Here is a 22,537-nt window from a genome sequence, read left to right as displayed (position 1 = left end):
CGGGAATTCCACTCGTCTCGCGCCGCCCGGAACACCCCGGCGACAGCGACGCTGATCATAGAAACCGCGAAGGCTTCCGTCCAGCGGAACGCGGCGACGGCGAAACTCAACATCTTGGGGGTAACCCTGATGCGACACGCCAGATTTATTGCGGCGGACCGGTTTCAACCGGTAGCATCGGCAAAAGCCGCCTCGAGACCCGCATGCGTCCCCAGCCTCGCTTCGCCGTCCTCGCCTCCGCCGTCCGCCGCTCCGTGCGCGAGATCGAGCGTGGCGGCCGGCTGGTCGAGGTCGTGGCGCCCGAGGACTGGTCCGACGCCCGGGCCGAGGCCTGGCTGGACTGGGCCGCCGCGGAAGGCCTGCCGCTGGAGGGCGAGGACCTGATCGTCGAGGCCGCGAACGCCTTCGCTGCCCGTCAGGCGCCCGACGAAACCCTGGCCGCCGAACTGGCCGCTACCTTGCGCCTGGGCCTGGCCACGCCCGCCCGGCCGCAGGCGGTGGCCGCCGGGGACGCCCTGATCCTGTCCGATCCCGCCGCCGCCCGCCTGCTGGCCGCCGAAACCGCGCGCCGCCGCGCCCTGCGCCTGGCGGCCGGAGCCGTCGACGCCGTGGCCGCCGCCCTGGCCGCCGTCAGCGAGGCCGTCAGCCGCTGCGAGGGACCGCGCGGCGACTGCGCCGATCCGGCCATCAACCCCGCGCTGGCCCGGGCCGCGATGACCGCGCGCCGGGCCGGAGCCTCGGACGCCGACATCCTGCGGGCGGTCGCGGGCGAATCATTCGAGGCCGCGCCCCTGCCCGCCCGCCCCGCGGCGCCGTGGACGGCCGTCGCCGACCGCGGCCTGATCGCCTCGGGCGCGCCGGAGGCCGTGCTGGCCGCCGAGGGCGCGCTGGACGGGGACCTGATCCTGGCCTTCGACCCCGAGACGGCGGAACTGGCCGCGGAGGCCGCGCGCGGCGCCGGGGTGCTGATCTCGCTGACCGCCCTGCGCGCCCTGACCCGCGACGGCTTCGAGGCGGCGCTGGGCGACCTGGCCGGGCTGTGGGTCACGGCCCTGTCGGACGGCGGTTCGGTTCCGGTGAGCGTCGGACTGGCGGACCTGGCGGACCTGGTGCTGGTCGAGGGCGCGGCGGATCCGCTGGCCCGCGCCGCCGAGCTGGCCGCGGTGATCGCCGAAGCGGGCGCGTCCGGCCTGTTCATCGACGACCGCGAGGCCATGCTGCGTCTGGGCGCCTCGCCCCTGACCGCGCTGGACCGGTTCGAGACCGCCGACGGCGAGGCCGCCCCCCGCCTGAGGCCCGCCTTCGCCCGGGCGATTGAAGACCAAGGCGGCGAGGTCGAGGACGCCGAACGGCATCTGCTGGGCCGCCGCACGCTGGCGGGGGCGCCGGGCGTCGACCACGCGGCCCTGCGCGCCCACGGCTTCACCGATGTGGAGCTGGAGGGCGTCGAACTGGCCCTGGCCCAGGTCGAGCGGCTTGAGGACGCGTTCCGCGCCCCGGTGCTGGACGCCGGCTTCCTGCGCGACGTGCTGGGGATAGAGGACGCCGCCGAGGACGATCTGCTGACCCGTCTCGGTTTCACCGACGACGACATCGCCGCCGCCGGCGGCTGGGCCTTCGGTCACGGCGACCTGGAGGGCTGGACGGGCGCGCCCGAGGCCCTGTCGGCGGTCCTGGCCGACCCGGCGGGCTTCGAGACCGGCCTGCGGACGGCGCTGGACCGGTTCAGCGGCGCGCCGGACCTGTCGCCGGTCGCGCTGGACTGGAACGCCACCCCGGCCCAGGCGGCTCGCGTCCTGGCGGACGCCGCCCGCGACGGGCGCCGGGCCGTCCGTCTGCGCCGCGCCGCGCCGCCCGCCGGGCCGCTGCTGGACCTGCCCGACAGCGCCGGGCAGGAGCGCGAGCGCCGCCGCGAACCCGAGGTCCGCAATGTCGAGCGGGTGATCGAGAAGGTCATCGAGCGCGACCGCACCCGGCGCAAGCTGCCCGACCGCCGCAAGGGCTATATCCAGAAGGCGGCCGTTGGCGGCCACAAGGTCTACATCCACACCGGCGAGTACGAGGACGGCGAGCTGGGCGAGATCTTCATCGACATGCACAAGGAAGGCGCCGCCTTCCGCTCGCTGATGAACAATTTCGCCATCGCGATCTCGATCGGCCTGCAATACGGCGTGCCGCTGGACGAGTTCGTGGACGCCTTCGTCTTCACCCGGTTCGAGCCGGCCGGACGGGTCACGGGCAACGATTCGATCAAGTCGGCGACCTCGATCCTGGACTACATCTTCCGCGAGCTGGGCGTGTCCTATCTGGACCGGCAGGCGCTGGCCAATGCGGACGCCGGGCCGGGCGACGGCCTGGGCGGCGCCGAGGGCGAGGTCGCCGAGACGGTGCCGGCGGCCCGCTTCATCTCCAAGGGCTTCGCCCGCGGCGCGGCGCCCGACAACCTGGTGGTCCTGCCCTTCGGACAGAAGAAGGAGGCCGCGGCCGCGCCCACAGCCCCGGTCGTCTCGGGCGAGGCCACCGCCTGCCCCGCCTGCGGCGACCTGGCGCTGCAGGAACGCGGCGCGGGCTGGATCTGCGACACCTGCGGGGCCGCGCCCTCGATGCAGGGTTAAATCAACGATTTCATGCGAGGCTGCCCAAGCTCAACAGAGCGCCGGAGCCTGAGATGAAGCTGTTCCTGACCGCCGCGGCCCTCGCCGCCGCCCTCGCCTCGCCCGCCGCGGCCCAGAACGCCGGCCAGATCGCCAGCGTGCGCGGCGGCGCCAGCTGTTCCGGCTGCAACCTGTTCCAGGCGGCCCTGTCGGGGCTGGAGCGCAACGGTCTGAACCTGTCGCGGGCGCGCCTGCGCCAGGCGGATCTCAGCCTGTCGGTGATGAACCGCACCCGCTTCTCCAACGCCGACCTGCGCGACGTGGAGGCCTACGGCGGGGTCTTCTCCGGCTCGAATTTCTCGGGCGCCGACCTGACCAACGCCAGTTTCGTGGGCGCCTATCTGGAGGGCGCGAACTTCACCGGGGCGACCCTGACGGGCGCCAATTTCTCCGGCGCCTCGCTGGTTCGGGCGACGGGGCTGAGCCAGTCGCGGCTGAACCAGGCCTGCGGCGACGAGGCCACACGGCTGCCGGCGGGCCTGTCCATTTCGCGCTGCTGAACGGCCACCGACGTTACGGCGATTTAAGTAGGGTTCTTCGGGGTTTGGCCTCATGAAGGTGGCGTGAAACAGATTGCCGACTCCTTCTTCCGTCGCGTCATGGTCACCGGTGTCTCCGGCGCGGCCTTCGCCGCCGCCCTGTGCGCCGCGGCTCCAGCGGCGGCCGAGATCCAGCTGCAGTTCCAGGATCGCGACGTGGCCCGCATGGTCTCGCTGGGCGGGTCCTGCAACCGCTGCGAACTGTCGGGCCGTGACCTGACCGGCGCGGCCTTCACCGGCGCCAGCTTCACCAACGCCACCCTCGTGGGCGCCGTGATGCGCGGCGCCGAGCTGGTGGGCTCCAACTTCTCGGGCAGCGACTTCAGCCGGGCCGATCTGACGGGCGCCGAACTGGTCGGGGCCAACTTCACCGGCGCCAACTTCACCAGCGCGAACATGACCGGCGTCTCGGCCATGGGCGCGACCATGGTCCGGGTCCGCATGGACCGGGTCAACGCCACCGGCGCCGAGCTGAACGGCGCCAATATGAACGGCGCGGTCATGGGCAACGCCAACTTCACCGGCGCCGAGATCAACGCCGCGACCCTGGCCAACGTCAGCGCCCGGGGGGCCAATTTCGGCGGCGCCGAGATCGGCATGTCGAACCTGTCGAACGGCGACTTCCGCGGAGCCTCCTTCCAGAGCAGCGAGCTGAACGGCGCGCGGCTGACGGGCGGCAATTTCGCGGGCGCCAACTTCAGCGAAGCCGAGATGAACCGGGCCGACATCCGCGGCGCGGACCTGTCGGGGGCGCACGGCCTGACGCAGGAACAGGTCGGCCGGGCCTGCGGCGACGCCAACACCCGCCTGCCGGGCCGCCTGACCGCCCGGACCTGCCGCGGCATCTCCGGGGTCCGCGTCGCGCCGCCCGCGCCTCCGGTCCCGGCGGCGCCCCCGGCTCCGCCCCGGGTCAGGAATTTCGTGGTCGCCAGCGGCCGCTGACAAAAAAAGGCCCCCGTCTCGGACGAGGGCCTTTTCCTTTATCCCAGGCCCGTCAGACCTTGATCGGCACGGCCGTGCGGATGTGCACGTCCTTGAGCTGGCGCTCGCCGGCCTCGGTCGGGGCGTTCATCAGCAGATCCTCGCCCTGCTGGTTCAGCGGGAAGGCGATGACCTCGCGGATGGCGGTCTCGCCGGCCAGCAGCATGACGATGCGGTCGATGCCGGGGGCCAGGCCGCCGTGCGGCGGCGCGCCGTAGCGGAAGGCGTTCAGCATGCCGCCGAACTGCTCCTCGACGACCGAGGCGTCGTAGCCGGCGATGCCGAAGGCCTTGAGCATGATCTCGGCCTTGTGGTTCCGGATCGCGCCCGAGCACAGCTCATAGCCGTTGCAGACGATGTCGTACTGATAGGCCCGGATGGTCAGCGGGTCCTGGGTCTCCAGGGCCTCCAGACCGCCCTGCGGCATCGAGAACGGGTTGTGGCTGAAGTCGACCTTTTTCTCTTCTTCCGACCATTCGAACATCGGGAAGTCGACGATCCAGCAGAATTTGAACTGGGCCTCGTCGATCAGCTTCAGCTCCGCGCCCACGCGGGTGCGGGCCAGGCCGGCGAATTTGGCGAAGACGCCGGGATTGCCGGCGACGAAGAAGGCGGCGTCGCCCTTGCCGAGGCCGAGCGCGGTCATCAGGGCCTCGGTCGGTTCCTGACCCAGGTTCTTGGCGATCGGGCCGCCCCAGGCGTTCTGGTCGTCGGACCAGAAGATGTAGCCGAGGCCCGGCTGGCCCTCGCCCTGGGCCCAGGAGTTCATGCGGTCGCAGAAGGCGCGCGAGCCGCCGGTCGGGGCCGGGATGGCCCAGACGGCGTTCTTTTCGTCGGCGCCGAGGATCTTGTTGAACAGGCCGAAGCCGCCGTCGCGGAAGTGGTCCGAGACGTCCTGCATCTTGATCGGGTTGCGGGTGTCCGGCTTGTCGGTGCCGTACCAGGCCATCGACTGGGCGTAGGTCAGGCGCTGGAAGCCGCCGTGCTCGAACTGCTCGCCGAAGTCGTTGGTGAAGGTATGGGTCCCGTTGATGGGCGAAACCGGCAGGCCTTCCGAGAACTCCTCGAACACGCCGTGCATGACGGGCTCGATGGCGGCGAAGACATCCTCCTGCGTGACGAAGCTCATCTCGACGTCGAGCTGGTAGAATTCCAGCGAGCGGTCGGCGCGCAGGTCCTCGTCGCGGAAGCAGGGCGCGATCTGGAAATAGCGGTCGAAGCCCGAGACCATGAGCAGTTGCTTGAACTGCTGCGGGGCCTGCGGCAGGGCGTAGAACTTGCCCGGGTGCAGGCGCGACGGGACCAGGAAGTCGCGCGCGCCTTCGGGCGAAGACGCCGTCAGGATCGGCGTCTGGTACTCCAGGAAACCCTGGCCGACCATGCGCTGGCGGATCGAGGAGATGACCTTGGAGCGCAGGACGATGTTCTTGTGCAGACGCTCGCGGCGCAGGTCGAGGAAGCGGTTGGCGAGGCGGATTTCCTCCGGATACTCCTGATCCCCAAAGACCGGCATCGGCAGTTCGGCGGCTTCCGACAGGACCTCGAGGCCCTGGACGCGGACTTCCACTTCACCGGTCGGCAGCAGGGCGTTGACGGTGCTGGCGTCGCGCATGACGGCCTCACCGTCGATGCGGATGACGCTTTCGGCGCGCAGGCGCTCGACGATCTCGAAGCCCGGCGTCGACGGGTGCAGCACCAACTGGGTGATGCCGTAGTGGTCGCGCAGATCGACGAACAGCAGGCCGCCGAGGTCGCGCTTGCGGTGCACCCAGCCCGACAGGCGGACATTGGCGCCGGCGTCGGTCGAACGGAGGGCGCCGCAGGTGTGGGAGCGGTAGGCGTGCATGGTCGGTTCGTCTTGGATTCGGGCCCGCGAGGGGCGGAATTCGGGAGGCCGGAAGGGCGCATCATCGCCTGCGAAAGTCAAGGCCGACGGCGATTTCGGGCCGCGCCGCGCACCGCGAAACCATGGTGCGAAGCGTGTGAATCGTGCGAACGCGCCGGACCGCGGAAAACACCGTCCGAAGCGTCCGATGCGTCCGGAGGGTTCGCTTCCCGGCCTTGCTGTTCGATCCGCGCCATGAGCCCAGTCTACCGGGCAGACACGTCAGGATCGGACGCAGGCGGTCCACAGGCGGCGGCGTTCCGTCCACGGACGAAGCGTCCGGATGGATGGCGAAGGCGGCGCATCTGCTATGGTGAACGCAATGACCGCCCGCCCCGCCCCGCCCGACCAGATGCGCCTGCCCCTGCAGAGCGACCTGCCCGAGGGGCCCGACGGCTTCGTGGTCTCGGACTGCAATCGCGCGGCGGTCGAGGCGCTGGCGGACTGGCCCAACCTGATCGGCGGCGTCATGGCCATCTGCGGCCCGGCGGGCAGCGGCAAGAGCCGCCTGGGCCAGATCTGGGCCGAACGGGTCGGCGCGGTCGCCTTCCACGGCGGCGAGGCGGCCCTGGTCGATCCGCTGGAGATCGAGGGCCGTCCCGTCCTGCTGGACCGGGCCATGGACGCCGACGACGAGACCCTGTTCCACCTGATCAATCTGGCCCAGGCCCCTGGCGGGGCCATGCTGATGATCTCGCGCCCCGCGCCCTCGGCCTGGGCCGTCACCCTGCCGGACCTGCGGTCGCGGCTGGACGCGGTGATCAGCGTGCCGGTCGAGGCGCCGGACGACGCCGTGCTGGCCGCCATGCTGGAGGCCCGCTTCGCCGAGCGCGGCATCCGCCCGGCCAAGGACGTCATCCCCTATCTGCTGCGCCGCATCGACCGCTCGGCGGCGGCGGCCGAGGCCGTGGTGGAGCGGCTGGACGCCCTGCACCGCCCCGTGACGCGGGCGCTGGCGCGCGAGGCCCTGGAAGGGGCGGATGAGAGCGACGAACCGTTCGAGTAAGGCGATGCGCGAGACGGCGCCCGCCCGAGCCAGGCTTGAAGGCCTGACGTCAGTGCGCCGCAGCGTCTTCCAGGCCGAGCAGGCTGGTTGCACTGAACGTCGGGGCCAGGATGGCGATATCATAGCCCAGCGCCAGATCCCGCCATTCCGGCGGTGCGGACGCCAGACCCTCAGCCCTGAGCGCCCGGAGATCGACCAGCATCCATGATCCCGGCGCGGCGTCAGCCGGCTGGGCGAGGACGACATCCTTGCGCCAGTCCGGCCCCTCGTCGTCGGCCATGTTGAAGGCCTGTATGGCGGCGGGCCGCCCGACGCCGGCGTAGCCGGCCGTAGACCCCTTGGCGCCCACCACCATGATATGAAGGGCCGTGACGCCTTCACCCTCGGCGCGCTCGGCCACATAGGCGCCGAGGTCGCGCTGATCGAGCGGATTGAGCGACTTGTAGAAATGCCAGGCGCCGAATTTCAGCAGGACCCTCGCGCCGGGATTTTCGGCGAGGTGGGCGGCGAGCGTGCGCTTCATCAGCCGCGCGCGGCGTCCGTTGGGATCGCCCTGGCGCGCCTGCGACGCCAGATAGATGGCGCGGGTTTCGGTCAGCAGGCCGAACAGATACTGGGCGCGCGCCCCGCCGTCCTGCGCGATCGCGGCGGCGGCCTGATCGAGGTCGCCCTGCGTGACGGTGAGCAGGAAGAGATCGCCGGGCGAGCCTGAGGCGAGTGCGGCGGCGGTCGCTTCCTGATCCTGCGCGGCCAGACCAGTCAGCGCGGTCCGGGCGAGCGGACCCGGGTTGGCGGCCAGCATTTCCTGAAGCAGATGGCCGCTGGAACCGAGGAACTCCTGATCCAGTCCCCAGAGCTCGAAATCCGGGCCCGCCGCGGCGGCGCAGTCCCCCGCCGTCCGGACTTCATCGCGCCCGCTGTAGAAGGCGATACCGTCCGGATGGGCGCCCAGGAAGTCGGCCATCCGGGCTTCCCGGTCGTCCGATCGCATGACGGAATCGACAACGCGGGCCGCTTCCGGGCCGGTCTCGATGGCCATGGCGGTCAGGCCGGAGGGCGCCATCATGCGGCAGATCTGGGTCGTGAAGGCGGGGATCTCGCGGGTCATGTGGCTTTCGCCGATCAGGACGTAGCGGCTGGCGGCGACCGCGTCGGACAGAATGCGCGCGCCCGCGCCTGACAGACCGTCCGGATTGACGTCCAGAGGGGCGATGGCCCGGGCGAGGCGCGACGGGAAGAGCGAGGGCGACGCCTCCTCGGCGACCGAGCTGGTCGCAAAGGCGCCGAGACCGGCCAGAAGGACCGCCGACAGACCCCAATGAATTCTACGCACGCGCCCCTCCGAAAACGACTCAACGGGGTGTCGTCTAGCAAGGCCCGGAGGGAGCGGCCAATGAACTCCGAACCGTCTTAACCCTGACGGCCCCGTTCAGCGGGGGTTCATGGCGCGGGGTCGAAACTTCTCCTCAGTTGGTTCATCCGCTGTCGTCCTTCGGGTCGGCGGCGACCTGCAAGGAGACGCATGATGAAAACGAGAACAGCCCTGATCGCCGGGTTCGCGGCCCTTTCAATGGTCGCCACCCCCATGGCCGCCGCCGCCCAGTCGTGGCGCGACCATGATCGCCACGACCGCTATGAGCGCCGCTACGACCGTGACGGCCGCTATGATCGTCACGATCGCCGCGACTATCGCCACGACCGCCGTGACGACCGTCGTTGGGAGCGGGAACAACGCCGTGAGTACCGCCGTTGGGCGCGCGGCCAGGCCATTCCGCGCGAGTACCGCAGCCGCTGGTATGTGAACGACTACCGCCGCTACGGCTACGCCCCGCCCCCGCGCGGCTACGGCTACTACCGCACGGACACCGGCGACGTGGTGCTGGCCGCCATCGCCACCGGCGTGATCATCTCGCTGCTGTCGAATTAAGACCGCCGGAATGAAAGAGCCCGCCCGGAGCGATCCGGGCGGGCTTCTTCATGCGCAAACCTCAGCGGCGGATGGCCTCGAACCCGCCGGTGAAGACCGCCTCCATGGCGTCGCAGATGGCGACCATCTCGGAGGATTTGCACAGGCCGTCGGACAGGACGTCGATCCGGCCCGTCTGGGCCAGCGACAGGGTCAGGGCGCCGGACAGCAGGTGGTAGAACCAGAACAGCTGACGCTCGGGCGTGTCGGGCGAGACTTGGCGCAGCAGGCCGATGAAGCGGTGGATCACCGGATCGAAATGCTGGTGCATGGTGTCGCCGCCCCAGACCGGGGTGTTGTTCACCTGGGCCACCAGGGCGGCGTAGTTCAGCCAGGCCGGATCGCCCTCGTTGAGCAGCAGGAACAGGGGCCTGAGGAAGGCGTCCAGGACGCCGCGCACCGTCATGGCGTCGCCGTGCTCGGCCTCGTAGCGGTCCAGGCTTTCCAGCCGCATCTGGTTCACCACCTCGGCGCGGCGACCGAAGGTCGAGGTGAACAGCCGGGCCTTGTCCTCGAAATAGTAGTGGACCAGGGCCGTATCCACGCCCGCCTCGGCGGCCACGGCCCGGAGCGTCACACCGTGCAGGCCGTCGCGGGCGAACAGGCGCTCGGCCGCGTCCAGGATGCGCGTGGTGGTCTCCTCGCGGCGCTGGGCCTTGGGCTTGAGCGGCACCCGGGGTCGGGTGGATTTTGGCCGGGCGGCGGTGTCGGTCATCACCCTCTTGTACCCGAGAACACCGGTCTCAGGCGATCCCGCACGCGCAGCAGCAGGATCAGCAGCTTCGCCTTGCGCGTATGATGATCCAGGGCCGCCCGCCACCAGCCGCGCCGCACCCGGCCGCCGGGCGTGGCGTCGAACACCATCCAGTCGTCGTTGCGGGGGTCGTAGGCGGGCCAGTCCTCGCCCGGCGAGCCGTCCCGGGCGAAGGCGATCCAGCGGGCGTGCATCCCGGCGCTGACGGCGCGGTCGGCTTCGGTGGCGGCCGGGGCGCCGTCCGGGCGGCGGTCCAGCGTCTCGAAGACATGGAAGATCTCGGCGGCGTGGTTGGCGCGCGGCATGGTCTCGCGCCGGGCTTCCTCAACATAGTCAAAGGCGTAGAGCCAGGCCTTCGACCGCCGCGGACGGCCGGCGATCCAGCGGGCCGGACCGGCGAAGCCGAAGTCGCGGAAGCCCAGGCGGACCAGTTGCTCCTCGTTCCCGTCGGCCTCCGGATAGAGGCGGGCCAGTGCGGCGTTCGGCTTGATCATCTGTCCGAACCGCTTCAGGCCGCCGCCGTAGTTGAGCAGCGAGTCCTCGCCGCTGTTGGCGCCGATCATCAGGGGCACGTCGGCGAAATCCCCTCTCGCGAAGGCGCCGATCGGGTCGCGGGTCAGGAGCCGGCCGTCGATCACCGGCCCGAAGGCGGACTCGACCGCGACCAGCCGGTCCGCCGGAACAGCGCGCAGGGCGGCGGCGTCGGGATCGGCCAGGCCCAGCGCCGTCGCGGCCGCCACGCCCTTGGCCTCAGCCGCCTTCAGGGGCGCCGCCGGCAGCCAGCCGCCGCCGGACTGGACGACCGCCTTGTGGAACAGCCCCCTCGCCCGCCGGGCCGTCATCAGGGCCAGGATGTCCAGCCCGCCCGCCGATTCCCCGAACAGGGTGACGTTGGCCGGGTCGCCCCCAAAGGCGGCGATGCTGTCGCGCACCCATTCCAGGGCCGCGATCTGATCCAGCAGGCCCGGCGCGCCGAGCGGCTCGTCCGCCGGAGCTTCGGCGGTCAGGGCGGGATGGGCGAAGAAGCCGAGCTGGCCCAGCCGGTAATTGACCGTGACCAGCACCACTCCGTCCCGGGCGAAGGCCGCGCCGTCGTAGAAGGGCAGCGATCCGGCCCCCATCCGGTTCGAGCCGCCGTGCAGCCAGACCATCACCGGCGCCGGGGTCGTGGCCTCGGCCGGGGCCCAGACATTCAGGGTCAGGCAGTCTTCCGAGGTCGGTTCGGGCGCGCCGCCGATGCTGGCGATGTCGGCGACATCGGAGGGCCCGGCCTGCGGCGGGGCGCAGCCGAACGCCGCGGCGTCACGCTCTCCGTTCCAGCGCGGATGCGGCTGGGGCGGCCGCCAGCGCAGGTCGCCGACCGGCGGCGCGGCATAGGGGATCCCGCGCCAGACATGGGCCGCGCCCTCGCGCCGTCCGCGCAGGGCGCCGGCCCGTGTGTGCGCGACGGGAGCGGCCGCGCCGGTGTCGATCTGAGCCATCTGTTTCCATCCCGGCGCGATCTGCGTCGCGCTCAAGTTCTCGAATGTGGACGCTCACCTTGGCCCGGTCGAGCGGCTTCGGCAAACATCATTCATGAGAAAATGAAGAATGTTGACAGCGTGGCCGTTCGTGGCTCACCGTCCCGCCCAATCCAGATCAGCGGCGATCAACGCCGGCGCGTGGATGAGGAAACGGACCGATGCGGAAGACAGGACAACTGCGCCTGGCGCTGATGAGCAGCGTCTTTTTGACGGCCCCGCTGTTTGCGGCGCCCGCCCTGGCCCAGGAGGCGCCGGCCGGCGAGGAACAGGCCGCCGACCTGGGCGAGGTGGTGGTCACCGCCCGCCGGCGCGAGGAATCGCTGAAAGACGTGCCGGTGGCCGTCACCGCCGTCAGCAGCGAGCGGCTGGAACAGACCGGCGCGCTGGACATCACCGCCCTTCAGCAGCAGACGCCGAACGCCACGGTGCAGATCGCGCGCGGCACCAACTCGACCCTGACGACCTTCATCCGCGGCGTCGGTCAGCAGGATCCGCTGTGGGGCTTCGAGCCCGGCGTGGGCCTGTATGTGGACGACGTCTACATCGCCCGGCCGCAGGGCGCTGTGCTGGACATCTTCGACATCCAGCGCCTGGAGGTCCTGCGCGGTCCGCAAGGCACGCTGTACGGCCGCAACACCATCGGCGGCGCGATCAAATACGTGACCAAGCGCCTGAGCCAGGAGCCGGAGCTGACCCTGCGCGGCGCCTACGGCAGCTACAATCAGGTCGACCTGATCGCCTCGGGCTCGACCCCGCTGACCGACACCCTGCGCATCGGCGGGGCCATCGCCCGCTACACCCGCGACGGCTATGGCGAGAACCTGACCACGGGCGCCGAGCACTACAACAAGGACGTCACCGCGGGCCGCGTCAGCCTGGAGTGGACGCCGACCGAGGACCTGTTCTTCCGCCTGTCGGGCGACATCACCGAGGATGAGTCCAACGCCCGCCACGGCTATCGCATCGTCGCGCCGTCGCCGGACAGCGTCTATGACACCCGCGCCGGCATCGGCGACGACGGCTATGTGCGCACGCGGGGCCTGTCCTTCACCGGCGAATGGGCGGCGAGCGACAGCCTGACCTTCAAGTCCGTGACCGCCTGGCGGGACGGCGACACCAAGGGCGACGGCATCGATTTCGACGGCCTGCCGCAGCCGATTCTCGACATCCCCGGCTACTACGCCGACAGCCAGTTCACCCAGGAATTCCAGCTGCTGTTCCAGGGCGAGCGCTGGCAGGGCGTGGCGGGCGTCTTCTACATGGACGCTTCGGCCGAGGGGGCGTTCGACACGGTGATCGGCCTGTATCCCAGCATGGGGCCGGGCCTGCCCGCGGGCCTGACCACCTACACCGGCGGCAAGGTGGACACCGAAAGCTTCGCCGTCTTCGCCGACTTCAGCTACGACCTGACCGACCAGCTGTCGATCTCGCTGGGCGGCCGCTGGACGCGGGACGAGAAGAGCGTCACCCAGCTGCGCCAGAACTACCTGGGCGTCCGCAGCCCGTTCTTCGGCAACGCCGGCGCCATTCCGGCGGGCGCGCCGTCGACCAAATACAGCGCCTCGGACACCTATTCGGAGTTCACGCCGCGGGTCAGCGCCAGCTACAAATTCACCCCTGAGCTGACCGGCTACGTCTCCTTCGGGCGCGGCTTCAAGTCGGGCGGGTTCGACATGCGCGGCGACGCCTCCCTCTATCCGGACACGGTCAAGGGCTATCAGCCGGAGCTGGTCGACACCTATGAGATCGGCCTGAAGGGCTCGCTGCTGGACCGCCGCGTCAACTTCGCCACGGCCCTGTTCAAGTCGGACTACACCGACCAGCAGATCACCTCGCAGTTCTTCATCCCGCCCGCCTCGGTCGTCAGCTTCGTCGACAACGCCGGGTCCAGCGAGATCTGGGGCTGGGAGCTGGAGGCCAGCGCGCGGATCACGGACAGCTTCATCCCGCGCCTGACGCTGGGTTACCTGGATGCGCAGTTCAACGACTTCGTCACCTTCAACCCGCTGACCGGCCTGCGCGAGAACATGGCCGACCAGCGCAAATTCCAGAACACGCCCGACTGGACCGCCTCGGTCGCCCTGCCCTACAGCCTGGACCTGGGCGACAAGGGTTCGGTGATCTTCACGCCGACCGCCTCGTATCGCGGCGCGACCCAGATGTTCGAGACGGCCATCCCGCTGCTCGATCAGGGCTCGTACTGGCTCTATGACGCGACCCTGATGTGGACGGCCCCGGACGGCGGCTACCGCGTCAGCCTGGCCGGCCGGAACCTGGGCGACGAGCGCTATCGCGCGGGCGGCTACAACTTCCCGGGCGCGATCACCGGGGATTCGGTCATCGGCTTCTACGGCGCGCCGCGCACGGTCACGCTGAGCGTCACCGCGTCTTTCTAGGAGCAGGTGGAGACAAGCGATCGGGGCCGCGGCGAACGCGGCCCCGATTTGCGTTTCAGAGGCCCAGCTTGGTCTTGAGGATGTCGTTCACCGCGGCCGGATTGGCCTTGCCGCCGGTGGCCTTCATGACCTGGCCGACGAACCAGCCGAGGGCCTGGGGCTTCTCGGCGACGGCGGCGGCCTTGTCGGGGTTGGCGGCGATGATGTCGTCGACGGCCTTCTCGATGGCGCCGGTGTCGGTGACCTGTTTGAGGCCGTGCTTCTCGACGACCTCAGCCGGACTGCCCTCGCCGTTCCAGACGTGGTCGAAGACTTCCTTGGCGATCTTGGACGAGATCACATTGGTCTCGATCAGCTCGACCAGTTGGGCCACATGGGCGGCCGGCAGGGTGTTCTCGCTGAAGTCCTTGCCGTCGGCGGCCAGACGGGCGGAGACCTCGTTGGTGACCCAGTTGGACACCAGCTTGGCGTCGCGGCCCTTCGCGGCCTGCTCGAAATAGTCGGCCTTGGCCTGATCCGAGATCAGGACCACGGCGTCGTATTGCGACAGGCCGTACTGGCTCATCAGGCGACGGCGCTTCTCGTCCGGGAGTTCCGGCAGGCCGGCCTTGATCTCGTCGATCCAGGCCTGCTCCAGCTCGAGCGGCAGCAGGTCGGGGTCGGGGAAGTAGCGATAGTCCATCGCCTCTTCCTTGGACCGCATGGAACGGGTTTCGCCGGCGGTCGGATCGTAGAGACGGGTCTCCTGGTCGATCTTGCCGCCGTCCTCGAGGATCTCGATCTGGCGGCGCGCCTCGTACTGGATGGCCTGGGAGATGAAACGGAACGAGTTGACGTTCTTGATCTCGCAGCGCGTGCCCAGGTGGCTGAAGTCGCCGGTGGCCTTGAACTTCTCGTACTGGCCGGGGCGGCAGACCGAGACGTTGACGTCGGCGCGCAGGTTGCCCTTCTCCATGTCCCCGTCGCAGGTGCCCAGGTACATCAGGATGGTGCGGATCTTCTTGACGTAGGCGACCGCCTCATCCGGCGAACGGATGTCGGGGCGCGAGACGATCTCCATCAGGGCCGTGCCCGCGCGGTTCAGGTCAACGAAGCTTTCGGTCGGCGACAGGTCGTGGATCAGCTTGCCCGCGTCCTGTTCCAGGTGCAGGCGCTCGATGCCGACGTTGAAGAAGGAGCCGTCCTCGGCCTCGACCTCGACGACGCCTTCGCCGACGATCGGATAGAAGAGCTGGCTGATCTGATAGCCGGTGGGCAGGTCGGGATAGAAGTAGTTCTTGCGGTCGAACTGGCTGCGCAGATTGATCTGCGCCTTCAGGCCGAGGCCCGATTTCACCGCCTGTTCGACGCAGTGTTTGTTCAGCGTCGGCAGCATGCCGGGGAAGCCCGCGTCGACCAGCGACACCTGCTCGTTCGGACCCGCGCCGAAGCCGACGGCGGCGCCCGAGAAGAGCTTGGCCTTCGACGCCACCTGGGCGTGGATTTCCAGCCCCATGACGAGTTCCCACGGGCCGGTGCGGCCCTGGATGGTCTTGGTGTTCGAAACGGTGTCGGTCATGGGGTCCAGATGGCCTACCGGCCCGGCGGGGTCAAGAAATCGGAGGGCGGAAAACGGCTTCCCATCGCCACGGCGACGGATCAGGGTTCGCGGGCCGTTCATTCCCTATCGCGCACCGAACCGAGGCCTTGATGACCCGCACCGGACCGCTGGACGCCGCCGTCGCCCTGACCCGCTTCGGGATGGGCGCCCGACCGAGCGAGATCACGACGGTCGCGGCGGATCCGAGAGGCTGGCTGGAGGCCCAGGCGCGGCCCGGCGGCGCGCCGATCCCGGCGGGCGCGTTCGAGACCTCCGAACAGCGGCTGGAGGCCTATCAGGATTATCAGGCGGAAGCAGTGCGGGCCCGGCGGATGCGCGAGGCCCCGGCCGCTGCCGGAACCGCCGCGATGGCGGCGGACGCCCCGCCCTCCGCCGCGCAGGAGGCCGCCGACGCCCGCCGCGACAGCCGCCGCAACCTGGTTCAGGACACGGCGCGGGAGTTCCTGGCCCGGGCCCAGCTGGGGGCCGAAACCGAGGCCGGCTTCGCCGAGCGCTGGGCCCTGTTCTGGGCCAACGCCTTCACCGCCTCGGCGAGCAAATTCCAGTCCGCCGTCTTCGTGGGCCAGTACGAGCGCGAGGCCATCCGCCCGCACGTCTTCGGCAAGTTCGAGGATCTGGCGCTGGCGGCCGAGAGCCATCCGGCGATGCTGCTGTATCTGGACCAGGCCCAGTCGGTCGGGCCGAACAGTCCGGCGGGGGAGCGTCGGCAGGCCGGGCTGAACGAGAACCTGGCGCGGGAGATTCTGGAGCTGCACACGGTCGGGGCCGACGGCGGCTACACCCAGGCGGACGTGACCGAGTTCGCCCGCGCCCTGACCGGATGGTCGACGGCGGCGGGGCGGCGGCAGGAGGAAGGCCGGGGCCAGGGTCGGCGCCGGGCGGCGATGCTGGCCGGGGAGCCGGGCGAGAACGGCTTCACCTTCCGCGCCGTGGTGCATGAGCCGGGCGAGCGGACGGTGATGGGCCGCCGCTATCCGGCGGGCGGCGCCGAACAGGGCCGGGCCATCCTGAAGGACCTGTCCAACCGGCCCGAGACGGCCCGGCGGCTGGCGCGGAAGATCGCGGTCCACTTCGTCGCCGACGAGCCGCCGCCCGCGCTGGTCAACGCGCTGGAACGGGCCTGGATCGGGTCCGGCGGCGATCTGGCCGTGGTCGCCAGGGCGCTGATCGCCGCGCCCGAAAGCTGGGCGCCCGAGGCGCGCAAGGTGAAGACGCCCTATGAGTTCGTGATCTCGTCGCACCGCGCCATGGGCACGCGGCCGCAGCGGGTGCAGCCGTTGCAGCAGGCCCTGGTGCAGATGGGGCAGCCGGCCTTCGCCGCCCCCTCCCCCGAAGGCTGGCCGGACACGGCGGCGGACTGGGCCGGGCCGGACGCCCTGGTCAAGCGGCTGAACTGGGCCAAGGCGGCGGGCGACCTGGCCGCCGAGCGCGACGCCGTGGCGATGGCGCAAGGCGCCTTGGGCGAACGGCTGGGCGATCGCAGCCGCCAGTTCATCGCCCGCGCCGAAAGCCGGGCCGAGGCCGTCACCCTGTTCCTGATGTCGCCGGAGTTCCAGCGCCGATGACCGATCTGATGATGAACCGCCGCCTGCTTCTGGGCGGCTCCATGGCCGGGATCGGCCTCGCCTTCGCCGGACAGGCGGGCGCGCAGGCGCGCGGCCCCAGGCCGAAGCTGGTGGTGGTGGTCGCGCGCGGCGCCATGGACGGGCTGTCGGTCACCGTGCCGTACGGCGATCCGAACTACGCGGCCCTGCGCGGCGGGTTGGCGGTGGAGGGCGCGTTGGAGATGCGCGACGGCTTCGGCCTGCATCCGTCCCTGCCCGGCCTGAAGACGATGTACGACGCGGGCCAGCTGCGCTTCGCCCCGGCGGCGGCCATACCGGTACGGGTGCGCTCCCATTTCGACGCCCAGGACGTGCTGGAGAACGGCGGCGAGGGCCTGAGGGAGCAGAACGACGGCTGGCTGAACCGCGCGCTGGCGGCGGCCGGCGGCGGCGGGCTGAAAGGACTGTCGGTCGGGGCGCAGACGCCGCTGATCCTGCGCGGCGCGGCGGAAACCTCCAGCTGGGCGCCCGGCGGTCAGGTGAAGGGCGAGGACCGGATCGCGGCCCTGCTGCAGGACCTCTACGTCGACGACCCGCTGCTGCAGGGCAATCTGGCGCGCGGGCTGGAGACCGAGGCCATGGCCATGGCGGCGGGGGATGGAAGCACGCTGCGCCGCAACGATGTGAACGGACTGGGACAGGCGGTGGCGCGGCTGATGACCGGCGACAACGGGGCCGATGTGGTCGCCCTGTCCGTCGACGGCTGGGACACCCATGCGCGCCAGAACGGCCAGCTTCAGACGCGGCTGACCGGACTGGATCAGGTGATCGGCGGCCTGCACGACGGGCTGGGGGAGCAGTGGGCCAATACGGTCGTCGTGGTGGCCACCGAGTTCGGCCGCACGGCGCGGGCCAACGGGACCCAGGGCACCGATCACGGCACGGGCTCGTCCCTGCTGGTGGCGGGAGGGGCGCTGAAGCCCGGCGGTCTTATCGGCGACTGGCCGACCCTGGCCGACAACCGCCTGTTCGAGGGCCGCGACCTGGCGCCGACCATCGACGTGCGGGCGGTGTTCAAGGGCGTGCTGCGCGATCACCTGGGGGTGGACCGCGCCGCGCTGGACAGCCGGGTGTTCCCCGGCAGCGCGGCGGAGGCGCCGACGCTGGACGGGCTGGTCTAGCCTGCCGGGATGATTTTGCTGGCGAGGATGGTAGTCGTGTCGGGCAAGGGCGTGTCCGGGACGAGGAAATCGATGAGCGTGGCCAGTGACCGGGGGGACTCACCGGGGACGTCGGGCGAGATCGTCCTTCCGTTTTCCAGGCTGGTGCGGACGGCGCTGGTGATCGTCATGGCCTGGATCGGCGTGGCGGCGGTTCTGGCGCTGCAAGGCTACCTCACCAGCCTTTCCAGCGGATCGCCCCAGCCGTGGGGAGCCTCGTTCCGCTACAGCCTGGCGATCGCCTCCGTCTGGGCGGTCCTGACCCCGTTCATCCTCGAGGCCGTCCAGAGCGCCCGCTGGAGCGGGAGCCTGCGGCGCCGTTTCTCCATCCTGCTGCTGGGGTACGTGGCCGCATGCGTGGCGCATGTCGCCCTGTTCAGCCTGGCGTACTGGCCGCTCTACGGCGCCGGACAGCACGACACGCTGTGGGGCATGGGGCGGCACATGCTGGTGCGGAACATCGGCCTGAACGCGCTGTTCTACGTCGGCCTTGTCGCGGCCGGATGGCGGCGCAAGCCCGCGCCTCCGGCGGCCACGCCGCCCACATTCCTCAAGGTCCGCCGCAAAGGCGTGATCCATTTCCTGCCGCTGGACACGGTGCGGTGGCTTCGCGCCGCGGGAAACTACGCCGAAGCCATGACCGACAAGGGCCCCCTGCTGGTGGACGAGCCGCTGGCCGACCTGGAGAAACGCCTTCCCGCGGACCAGTATGCGCGGGTGCACCGGGCCGCCATCGTCAGGCTGGATCTCATCGGGGAGGTGCGCAGCCGGGGTCACGGCGACGCCGATCTGGTGCTGCGCTCCGGCGACGTCGTCCGGATGAGCCGCCGGTACCGCAAGAATCTGGCGTCCGTGTCCGCCGCCTGACCCGCCGGTCCATTCCCGGGTCCCGCTTGTCCCGCCGCCATGGCCGGCGCGGTGGGCGTGGGTGCATTCCGGCGACATGACCAGCCCCCTCCTCCGCTTCATCCTCGCCCTGGCGCTTTGCGTCACAGCCGGCGCCGCTTCCGCACAGACCCGGGACGGGCTCGCGCCCGACGCCGTGGTCATCCTGGCGCCGCTGCACGGCCTGCACGAACGGGAGCCGAGCTTCTCCTACGACGACCTGCGCACGATCCTGGACGCCGCCGAGCCGGACGTTCTGCTGGTCGAAACCCGGCCTGACGAGTTGTCCGGCCGTACCGAGACGCCCGGCCGTCCCGAATATCCGGCGGTGATCTGGCCGTGGCTGGAGGGGCGAACCCTCGTGGTCGAGGCGATGGAGCCAGGCGGCGAGGTCTTCGCCGCGATGACCGGGGCGGCCGGGGCGAAATACGCCCGCTTCAATACGGAGCAGCCGACCGCCGCCGCACGGGCCGACGCCCTGCGCCGCTCCCTGACCCTGGCGCTGCTGCAGCACTGGCGGCATCCCGCCGACGCGCACGACGCGCTGACGCGCGACCTGATGCAGGCGTCGGTCCTGAGCGAGCGAGCGCTCGGCGGCCCCGGCGACGACGAGGGCCAGACGGCGTGGGACGGCTATATGATCGCCCGCGCCCAGGAGACGATCGCCCGAAACCCGGGACGACGCGTCGTCATCCTGGCGAGCTATCGCAACCTGCGCGCCTTCCAGGACGGCCTGGCGGGCGAGAGCCGGCTGACCGACGCCGAGCCGTGGCTGCGGACCCTGCCCTTCCCGAACGCGGAAGGGCGCTAGGCCCTCACCACCATTTGGTCGGACGGGCCGTGAAGCCGGCGGCCTGCTCCAGCACGTCGGCGACCTGGAAGACGGTCGCCTCGTCCAGCGCCTTGCCGATGACCTGAAGGCCTAGCGGCAGGCCGCCGGAATCGACGCCCGCGGGCACCGAGATGCCCGGCAGGCCGGCGAGGTTGGCGGTGACCGTGAAGACGTCGTTCAGGTACATCGTCACCGGGTCGATCTGCTTGTCGCCCAGGGCGAAGGCGGCCGACGGCGTGGACGGCGTCAGGATGGCGTCGACCTGGCCCCAGACGTCGTCGAAGTCCTGGGCGATGCGGCGGCGGACCTTGAGCGCCCGGACATAGTAGGCGTCATAGAAGCCGGCCGAGAGGACGTAGGCCCCGATGGTCAGGCGGCGCTGGACCTCCTTGCCGAAGCCCTCGGCGCGCGAGGTCTCGTAGAGGTCGGTCAACGACTTCGCGTCCGTCGCGCGGTGGCCGAAGCGCATGCCGTCGTAGCGCGCCAGGTTCGAGGAAGCCTCGGCCGGAGCGACGATATAGTAGGTCGGCAGGGCGTATTTGGTGTGCGGCAGGCTGATCTCGACGATCTCGGCGCCGGCGGCCTTCAGCCACTGGACGCCCTGGTCCCACAGAGCCTGGATCTCGGCGGGCATGCCGTCGACGACGTATTCCTTGGGCACGCCGATGCGCAGGCCCTTCACACCCTTGCCCAGGCTGGCGGTCCAGTCCGGCGTCGCGACATCCAGGCTGGTGGAATCCTTGACGTCGAACGAGCACATCGAACGCAGCAGGATGGCGGCGTCCTCGACCGTCTTGGTGATCGGCCCGGCCTGATCCAGCGACGAGGCGAAGGCGACCATGCCGAAGCGGCTGGCGCGGCCGTAGGTGGGCTTGATGCCGACGGTGCCGGTGAAGGCCGCGGGCTGGCGGATCGAGCCGCCGGTGTCCGACGCCGTGGCGGCCAGGCAGAGGTCGCCGGCGACGGCCGAGGCCGAGCCGCCCGACGAGCCGCCGGGGGTCAGCTCGGCGTTGGAGGTCGAGGACTTCCACGGGTTGACGACCGGACCATAGGCCGAGGTTTCGTTGGACGAGCCCATGGCGAACTCGTCCATGTTCAGCTTGCCCAGCATAACCGCGCCGTCCGCCCACAGGTTGGCGGTGACGGTCGACTCATAGGGGGGCACGAAGCCGCGCAGCATGTTGGAGCCGGCGGTCGTCTGGACGCCGTCGGTGCAGAACAGGTCCTTGATGCCCAGCGGCGCGCCTTCCAGCGCCCCGCCCTCGCCCTTGGCCAGACGGGCGTCGGAGGCGCGGGCCATGACCAGCGCCTTGTCCGTCGTCTGGACGACATAGGCGTTCAGCTTGGGATTGGCGGCGTCGATGTTGGCGACGAAGGCGCGGGTGATCTCCTCCGACGAGAATTCGCGGGCCTTGAGGCCGTCGAGCGCGGCCTTGAGGGTCAGTTTGGTCAGGTCGGTCATGGCTTACTCGACCACCTTGGGCACGACGAAGAAGCCGTCGGCGGACTTGGGCGCATTGGACAGGACGGCATCGACCTTGGCGCCGTCGGTGACGACGTCGTCGCGCAGGCGGAGCGGCTGGGCCACGTTCGAGGTCATGGGCTCGACGCCCGCGACGTCGACCTCGTTCAGCTGTTCGATCCACGCCAGGATGCCGTTCAGCTCCTGGGCCAGCGGTTCGAGCCGCTCTTCGGGGGTCTTGATGCGAGCGAGGTGCGCCACCTTGCGCACGGTCGCGACGTCGACGGCCATGCGGCCCTCCAAATGCGAAACCTGAGCCGGCGGGATTAGCGGTCCGGGCCCGGATTCACAAGGATTCCGATGGGCGCAATCAGTTGCGGAAGAGCTGGAGTAGCAATGACGGCGCCTGACTGGCGATGGACAACGCCTTGATCGCCAGCTGCTGCTGCACCTGCAGGCTTTGCAGGCGGGCGCTTTCCTTGGCCATGTCGGCGTCGACCAGGCGGCCGACGGAGGCGTCGATGGTGTCCTGCATCTTGCGGACGAAGGTCAGGTGGGTGTCGAGCTTCCTGGAGCCCGTGCCGAGATTGCCCAGCGCCTGGCCGACCTTGTCGATGGCGGCGGCGATGTTGGGCAGATCGACCGCGTTGTTCAGGCTCATCAGATCGGCGGGCAGGCCTGACAGGATCGCGCCGGAGGTCGACAGGTCGATGGCGTCGACGTCGATACTGGTCCCGCCGCGCGTGTCGGCCAGCGCCTTCACGCCCCGGGCGGAGGCGGCCGGGCCGACGAGGTTCAGACCGTTGAAGCCGGCGTTGCCGACGACGATGTCGATCTGGCTGCGCAGCGCCTTGTAGTCCTCGTTCAGCGCCTGCCGGTTGGCCGTGGTCAGGGAGGTGTCGGACGCCGCCGTCATCTTCTCGCGCATCTGGGACAGCAGGTCCGAGACGGTCTCGCCCGCGGCCAGGCCCACATCGACGGCGGACTGACCCCGCTGCAGCGAGGCGATGACGGCGTTGTAGGCTTTGGACTCCGCGCGCTGTCCCTGGGCGATGGCCCAGATGGCGCCGTCGTCCTTGGGGCTGGAGATCTTCAGGCCGGTGGAAATGCGGTTCTGGGTCGTCAGCAGCTCGCGGTTGATCACCGCGAGGTTCTGCAGGGCGATCATGGCGCCCACGTTCGTATTGACGCTGAACAGCGACATCGACGTACGTCCAGTTTTCCGGAGCGGACGCGGGGCGCGACCGCGGGACGTTTTGTCCCGCGCCTACCTTGGCCGATGAGGCGTTA

Annotated in this window: 19 protein-coding genes; 10 read left to right on the top strand and 9 right to left on the bottom strand. The window is 70.3% G+C overall.

The features are described 5' to 3' along the window. The first annotated feature begins 203 nt into the window (after positions 1-203). The 3 genes from AC07NB_RS02605 to AC07NB_RS02595 all read left to right on the top strand — a co-directional run bounded on the left by AC07NB_RS02605 (position 204) and on the right by AC07NB_RS02595 (position 4,135). Complete coding sequence (locus AC07NB_RS02605) at positions 204-2,615, top strand: TSCPD domain-containing protein (RefSeq protein WP_494572555.1); 2,412 nt, start codon at positions 204-206, stop codon at positions 2,613-2,615. 53 nt (positions 2,616-2,668) lie between these two features. Then, entirely contained in the window at positions 2,669-3,154 is a 486-nt protein-coding gene (locus tag AC07NB_RS02600; RefSeq protein ID WP_492313202.1) for a pentapeptide repeat-containing protein, read from the top strand. A 63-nt stretch (positions 3,155-3,217) separates the two neighbouring features. Beyond that, positions 3,218-4,135, top strand: coding sequence for a pentapeptide repeat-containing protein (locus AC07NB_RS02595; RefSeq protein WP_494571638.1), 918 nt, complete (start codon positions 3,218-3,220; stop codon positions 4,133-4,135). 52 nt (positions 4,136-4,187) lie between these two features. On the opposite strand, the gene aspS is transcribed toward AC07NB_RS02595, so the two are convergent. Then, positions 4,188-6,020 carry an aspartate--tRNA ligase gene (aspS, locus tag AC07NB_RS02590; RefSeq protein WP_494571637.1) on the bottom strand — a complete coding sequence of 611 codons (1,833 nt, stop codon included), beginning with the start codon at positions 6,018-6,020 and terminating at the stop codon, positions 4,188-4,190. A 361-nt stretch (positions 6,021-6,381) separates the two neighbouring features. Between aspS and AC07NB_RS02585 the strand changes: the two genes are divergently transcribed. After that, positions 6,382-7,065 carry a P-loop NTPase family protein gene (locus tag AC07NB_RS02585; protein WP_291836278.1) on the top strand — a complete coding sequence of 228 codons (684 nt, stop codon included), beginning with the start codon at positions 6,382-6,384 and terminating at the stop codon, positions 7,063-7,065. A gap of 49 nt (positions 7,066-7,114) precedes the next feature. Here the strand turns inward: AC07NB_RS02585 and AC07NB_RS02580 are convergent, their stop codons facing one another. Beyond that, positions 7,115-8,398: a hypothetical protein gene (locus tag AC07NB_RS02580; protein ID WP_494571636.1), complete on the bottom strand. Its 1,284-nt coding sequence runs from the start codon at positions 8,396-8,398 to the stop codon at positions 7,115-7,117. 192 nt (positions 8,399-8,590) lie between these two features. Between AC07NB_RS02580 and AC07NB_RS02575 the strand changes: the two genes are divergently transcribed. Continuing rightward, positions 8,591-8,992 (top strand): RcnB family protein, encoded by a 402-nt coding sequence (locus AC07NB_RS02575; protein WP_494571635.1) that lies wholly within the window; start codon positions 8,591-8,593, stop codon positions 8,990-8,992. A 61-nt stretch (positions 8,993-9,053) separates the two neighbouring features. On the opposite strand, the gene AC07NB_RS02570 is transcribed toward AC07NB_RS02575, so the two are convergent. Next, positions 9,054-9,746, bottom strand: coding sequence for a TetR/AcrR family transcriptional regulator (locus tag AC07NB_RS02570; RefSeq protein ID WP_494571634.1), 693 nt, complete (start codon positions 9,744-9,746; stop codon positions 9,054-9,056). Then, the gene (locus tag AC07NB_RS02565) at positions 9,746-11,266 is read right to left on the bottom strand and encodes a carboxylesterase/lipase family protein (RefSeq protein ID WP_494571633.1); all 1,521 of its coding nucleotides are present in this window, start codon (positions 11,264-11,266) and stop codon (positions 9,746-9,748) included. Before AC07NB_RS02565 ends, AC07NB_RS02570 begins: the two co-directional genes overlap by 1 nt. A 200-nt stretch (positions 11,267-11,466) precedes the next feature. On the opposite strand from AC07NB_RS02565, the gene AC07NB_RS02560 reads away from it, so the two are divergent. Next, positions 11,467-13,704 carry a TonB-dependent receptor gene (locus AC07NB_RS02560; protein ID WP_494571632.1) on the top strand — a complete coding sequence of 746 codons (2,238 nt, stop codon included), beginning with the start codon at positions 11,467-11,469 and terminating at the stop codon, positions 13,702-13,704. 55 nt (positions 13,705-13,759) lie between these two features. Here AC07NB_RS02560 and gatB read toward each other — a convergent pair whose 3' ends face one another. Continuing rightward, positions 13,760-15,262: an Asp-tRNA(Asn)/Glu-tRNA(Gln) amidotransferase subunit GatB gene (gatB, locus tag AC07NB_RS02555; protein WP_492313208.1), complete on the bottom strand. Its 1,503-nt coding sequence runs from the start codon at positions 15,260-15,262 to the stop codon at positions 13,760-13,762. 131 nt (positions 15,263-15,393) lie between these two features. On the opposite strand from gatB, the gene AC07NB_RS02550 reads away from it, so the two are divergent. Beyond that, positions 15,394-16,869 (top strand): DUF1800 domain-containing protein, encoded by a 1,476-nt coding sequence (locus AC07NB_RS02550; RefSeq protein WP_494571631.1) that lies wholly within the window; start codon positions 15,394-15,396, stop codon positions 16,867-16,869. Continuing rightward, positions 16,866-18,029, top strand: coding sequence for a DUF1501 domain-containing protein (locus AC07NB_RS02545; protein ID WP_494571630.1), 1,164 nt, complete (start codon positions 16,866-16,868; stop codon positions 18,027-18,029). Before AC07NB_RS02550 ends, AC07NB_RS02545 begins: the two co-directional genes overlap by 4 nt. Here the strand turns inward: AC07NB_RS02545 and AC07NB_RS02540 are convergent. Beyond that, the gene (locus AC07NB_RS02540) at positions 18,026-18,199 is read right to left on the bottom strand and encodes a hypothetical protein (RefSeq protein ID WP_494571629.1); all 174 of its coding nucleotides are present in this window, start codon (positions 18,197-18,199) and stop codon (positions 18,026-18,028) included. The genes AC07NB_RS02545 and AC07NB_RS02540 overlap by 4 nt on opposite strands. Between AC07NB_RS02540 and AC07NB_RS02535 the strand changes: the two genes are divergently transcribed. Further along, a complete protein-coding gene (locus AC07NB_RS02535) occupies positions 18,198-18,935 on the top strand; it encodes a LytTR family DNA-binding domain-containing protein (protein ID WP_494571628.1) in 738 nt (245 codons plus the stop codon). The genes AC07NB_RS02540 and AC07NB_RS02535 overlap by 2 nt on opposite strands. A 76-nt stretch (positions 18,936-19,011) precedes the next feature. Further along, positions 19,012-19,764, top strand: a complete 753-nt coding sequence (locus AC07NB_RS02530) for a hypothetical protein (protein WP_494571627.1) — start codon at positions 19,012-19,014, stop codon at positions 19,762-19,764. Between the two features lie 4 nt (positions 19,765-19,768). Here AC07NB_RS02530 and gatA read toward each other — a convergent pair whose 3' ends face one another. The 3 genes from gatA to AC07NB_RS02515 all read right to left on the bottom strand — a co-directional run bounded on the left by gatA (position 19,769) and on the right by AC07NB_RS02515 (position 22,451). Further along, a complete protein-coding gene (gene gatA, locus AC07NB_RS02525) occupies positions 19,769-21,247 on the bottom strand; it encodes an Asp-tRNA(Asn)/Glu-tRNA(Gln) amidotransferase subunit GatA (RefSeq protein WP_494571626.1) in 1,479 nt (492 codons plus the stop codon). Positions 21,248-21,250: 3 nt separating this feature from the next. Further along, positions 21,251-21,538 (bottom strand): Asp-tRNA(Asn)/Glu-tRNA(Gln) amidotransferase subunit GatC, encoded by a 288-nt coding sequence (gene gatC, locus AC07NB_RS02520; RefSeq protein ID WP_492313213.1) that lies wholly within the window; start codon positions 21,536-21,538, stop codon positions 21,251-21,253. 79 nt (positions 21,539-21,617) lie between these two features. Beyond that, positions 21,618-22,451 carry a flagellin gene (locus AC07NB_RS02515; RefSeq protein ID WP_494571625.1) on the bottom strand — a complete coding sequence of 278 codons (834 nt, stop codon included), beginning with the start codon at positions 22,449-22,451 and terminating at the stop codon, positions 21,618-21,620. Between the last annotated feature and the right edge of the window lie 86 nt (positions 22,452-22,537).

Source organism: Brevundimonas sp. GW821-FHT09G01 (genome assembly GCF_059416065.1).
This window is presented reverse-complemented; position numbering and strand designations above follow the sequence as displayed.

Coding starts and splice junctions, on each gene's coding strand:
- AC07NB_RS02560 (WP_494571632.1), top strand. CDS start 11,467: ATGCGGAAGACAGGACAACTGCGCCTGGCGCTGATGAGCAGCGTCTTT.
- gatA (WP_494571626.1), bottom strand. CDS start 21,247: ATGACCGACCTGACCAAACTGACCCTCAAGGCCGCGCTCGACGGCCTC.
- AC07NB_RS02605 (WP_494572555.1), top strand. CDS start 204: ATGCGTCCCCAGCCTCGCTTCGCCGTCCTCGCCTCCGCCGTCCGCCGC.
- AC07NB_RS02550 (WP_494571631.1), top strand. CDS start 15,394: ATGACCCGCACCGGACCGCTGGACGCCGCCGTCGCCCTGACCCGCTTC.
- AC07NB_RS02540 (WP_494571629.1), bottom strand. CDS start 18,199: ATGACGATCACCAGCGCCGTCCGCACCAGCCTGGAAAACGGAAGGACG.
- AC07NB_RS02585 (WP_291836278.1), top strand. CDS start 6,382: ATGACCGCCCGCCCCGCCCCGCCCGACCAGATGCGCCTGCCCCTGCAG.
- AC07NB_RS02545 (WP_494571630.1), top strand. CDS start 16,866: ATGACCGATCTGATGATGAACCGCCGCCTGCTTCTGGGCGGCTCCATG.
- gatB (WP_492313208.1), bottom strand. CDS start 15,262: ATGACCGACACCGTTTCGAACACCAAGACCATCCAGGGCCGCACCGGC.
- AC07NB_RS02575 (WP_494571635.1), top strand. CDS start 8,591: ATGAAAACGAGAACAGCCCTGATCGCCGGGTTCGCGGCCCTTTCAATG.
- aspS (WP_494571637.1), bottom strand. CDS start 6,020: ATGCACGCCTACCGCTCCCACACCTGCGGCGCCCTCCGTTCGACCGAC.
- AC07NB_RS02535 (WP_494571628.1), top strand. CDS start 18,198: ATGGCCTGGATCGGCGTGGCGGCGGTTCTGGCGCTGCAAGGCTACCTC.
- AC07NB_RS02515 (WP_494571625.1), bottom strand. CDS start 22,451: ATGTCGCTGTTCAGCGTCAATACGAACGTGGGCGCCATGATCGCCCTG.
- AC07NB_RS02530 (WP_494571627.1), top strand. CDS start 19,012: ATGACCAGCCCCCTCCTCCGCTTCATCCTCGCCCTGGCGCTTTGCGTC.
- AC07NB_RS02600 (WP_492313202.1), top strand. CDS start 2,669: ATGAAGCTGTTCCTGACCGCCGCGGCCCTCGCCGCCGCCCTCGCCTCG.
- gatC (WP_492313213.1), bottom strand. CDS start 21,538: ATGGCCGTCGACGTCGCGACCGTGCGCAAGGTGGCGCACCTCGCTCGC.
- AC07NB_RS02570 (WP_494571634.1), bottom strand. CDS start 9,746: ATGACCGACACCGCCGCCCGGCCAAAATCCACCCGACCCCGGGTGCCG.
- AC07NB_RS02565 (WP_494571633.1), bottom strand. CDS start 11,266: ATGGCTCAGATCGACACCGGCGCGGCCGCTCCCGTCGCGCACACACGG.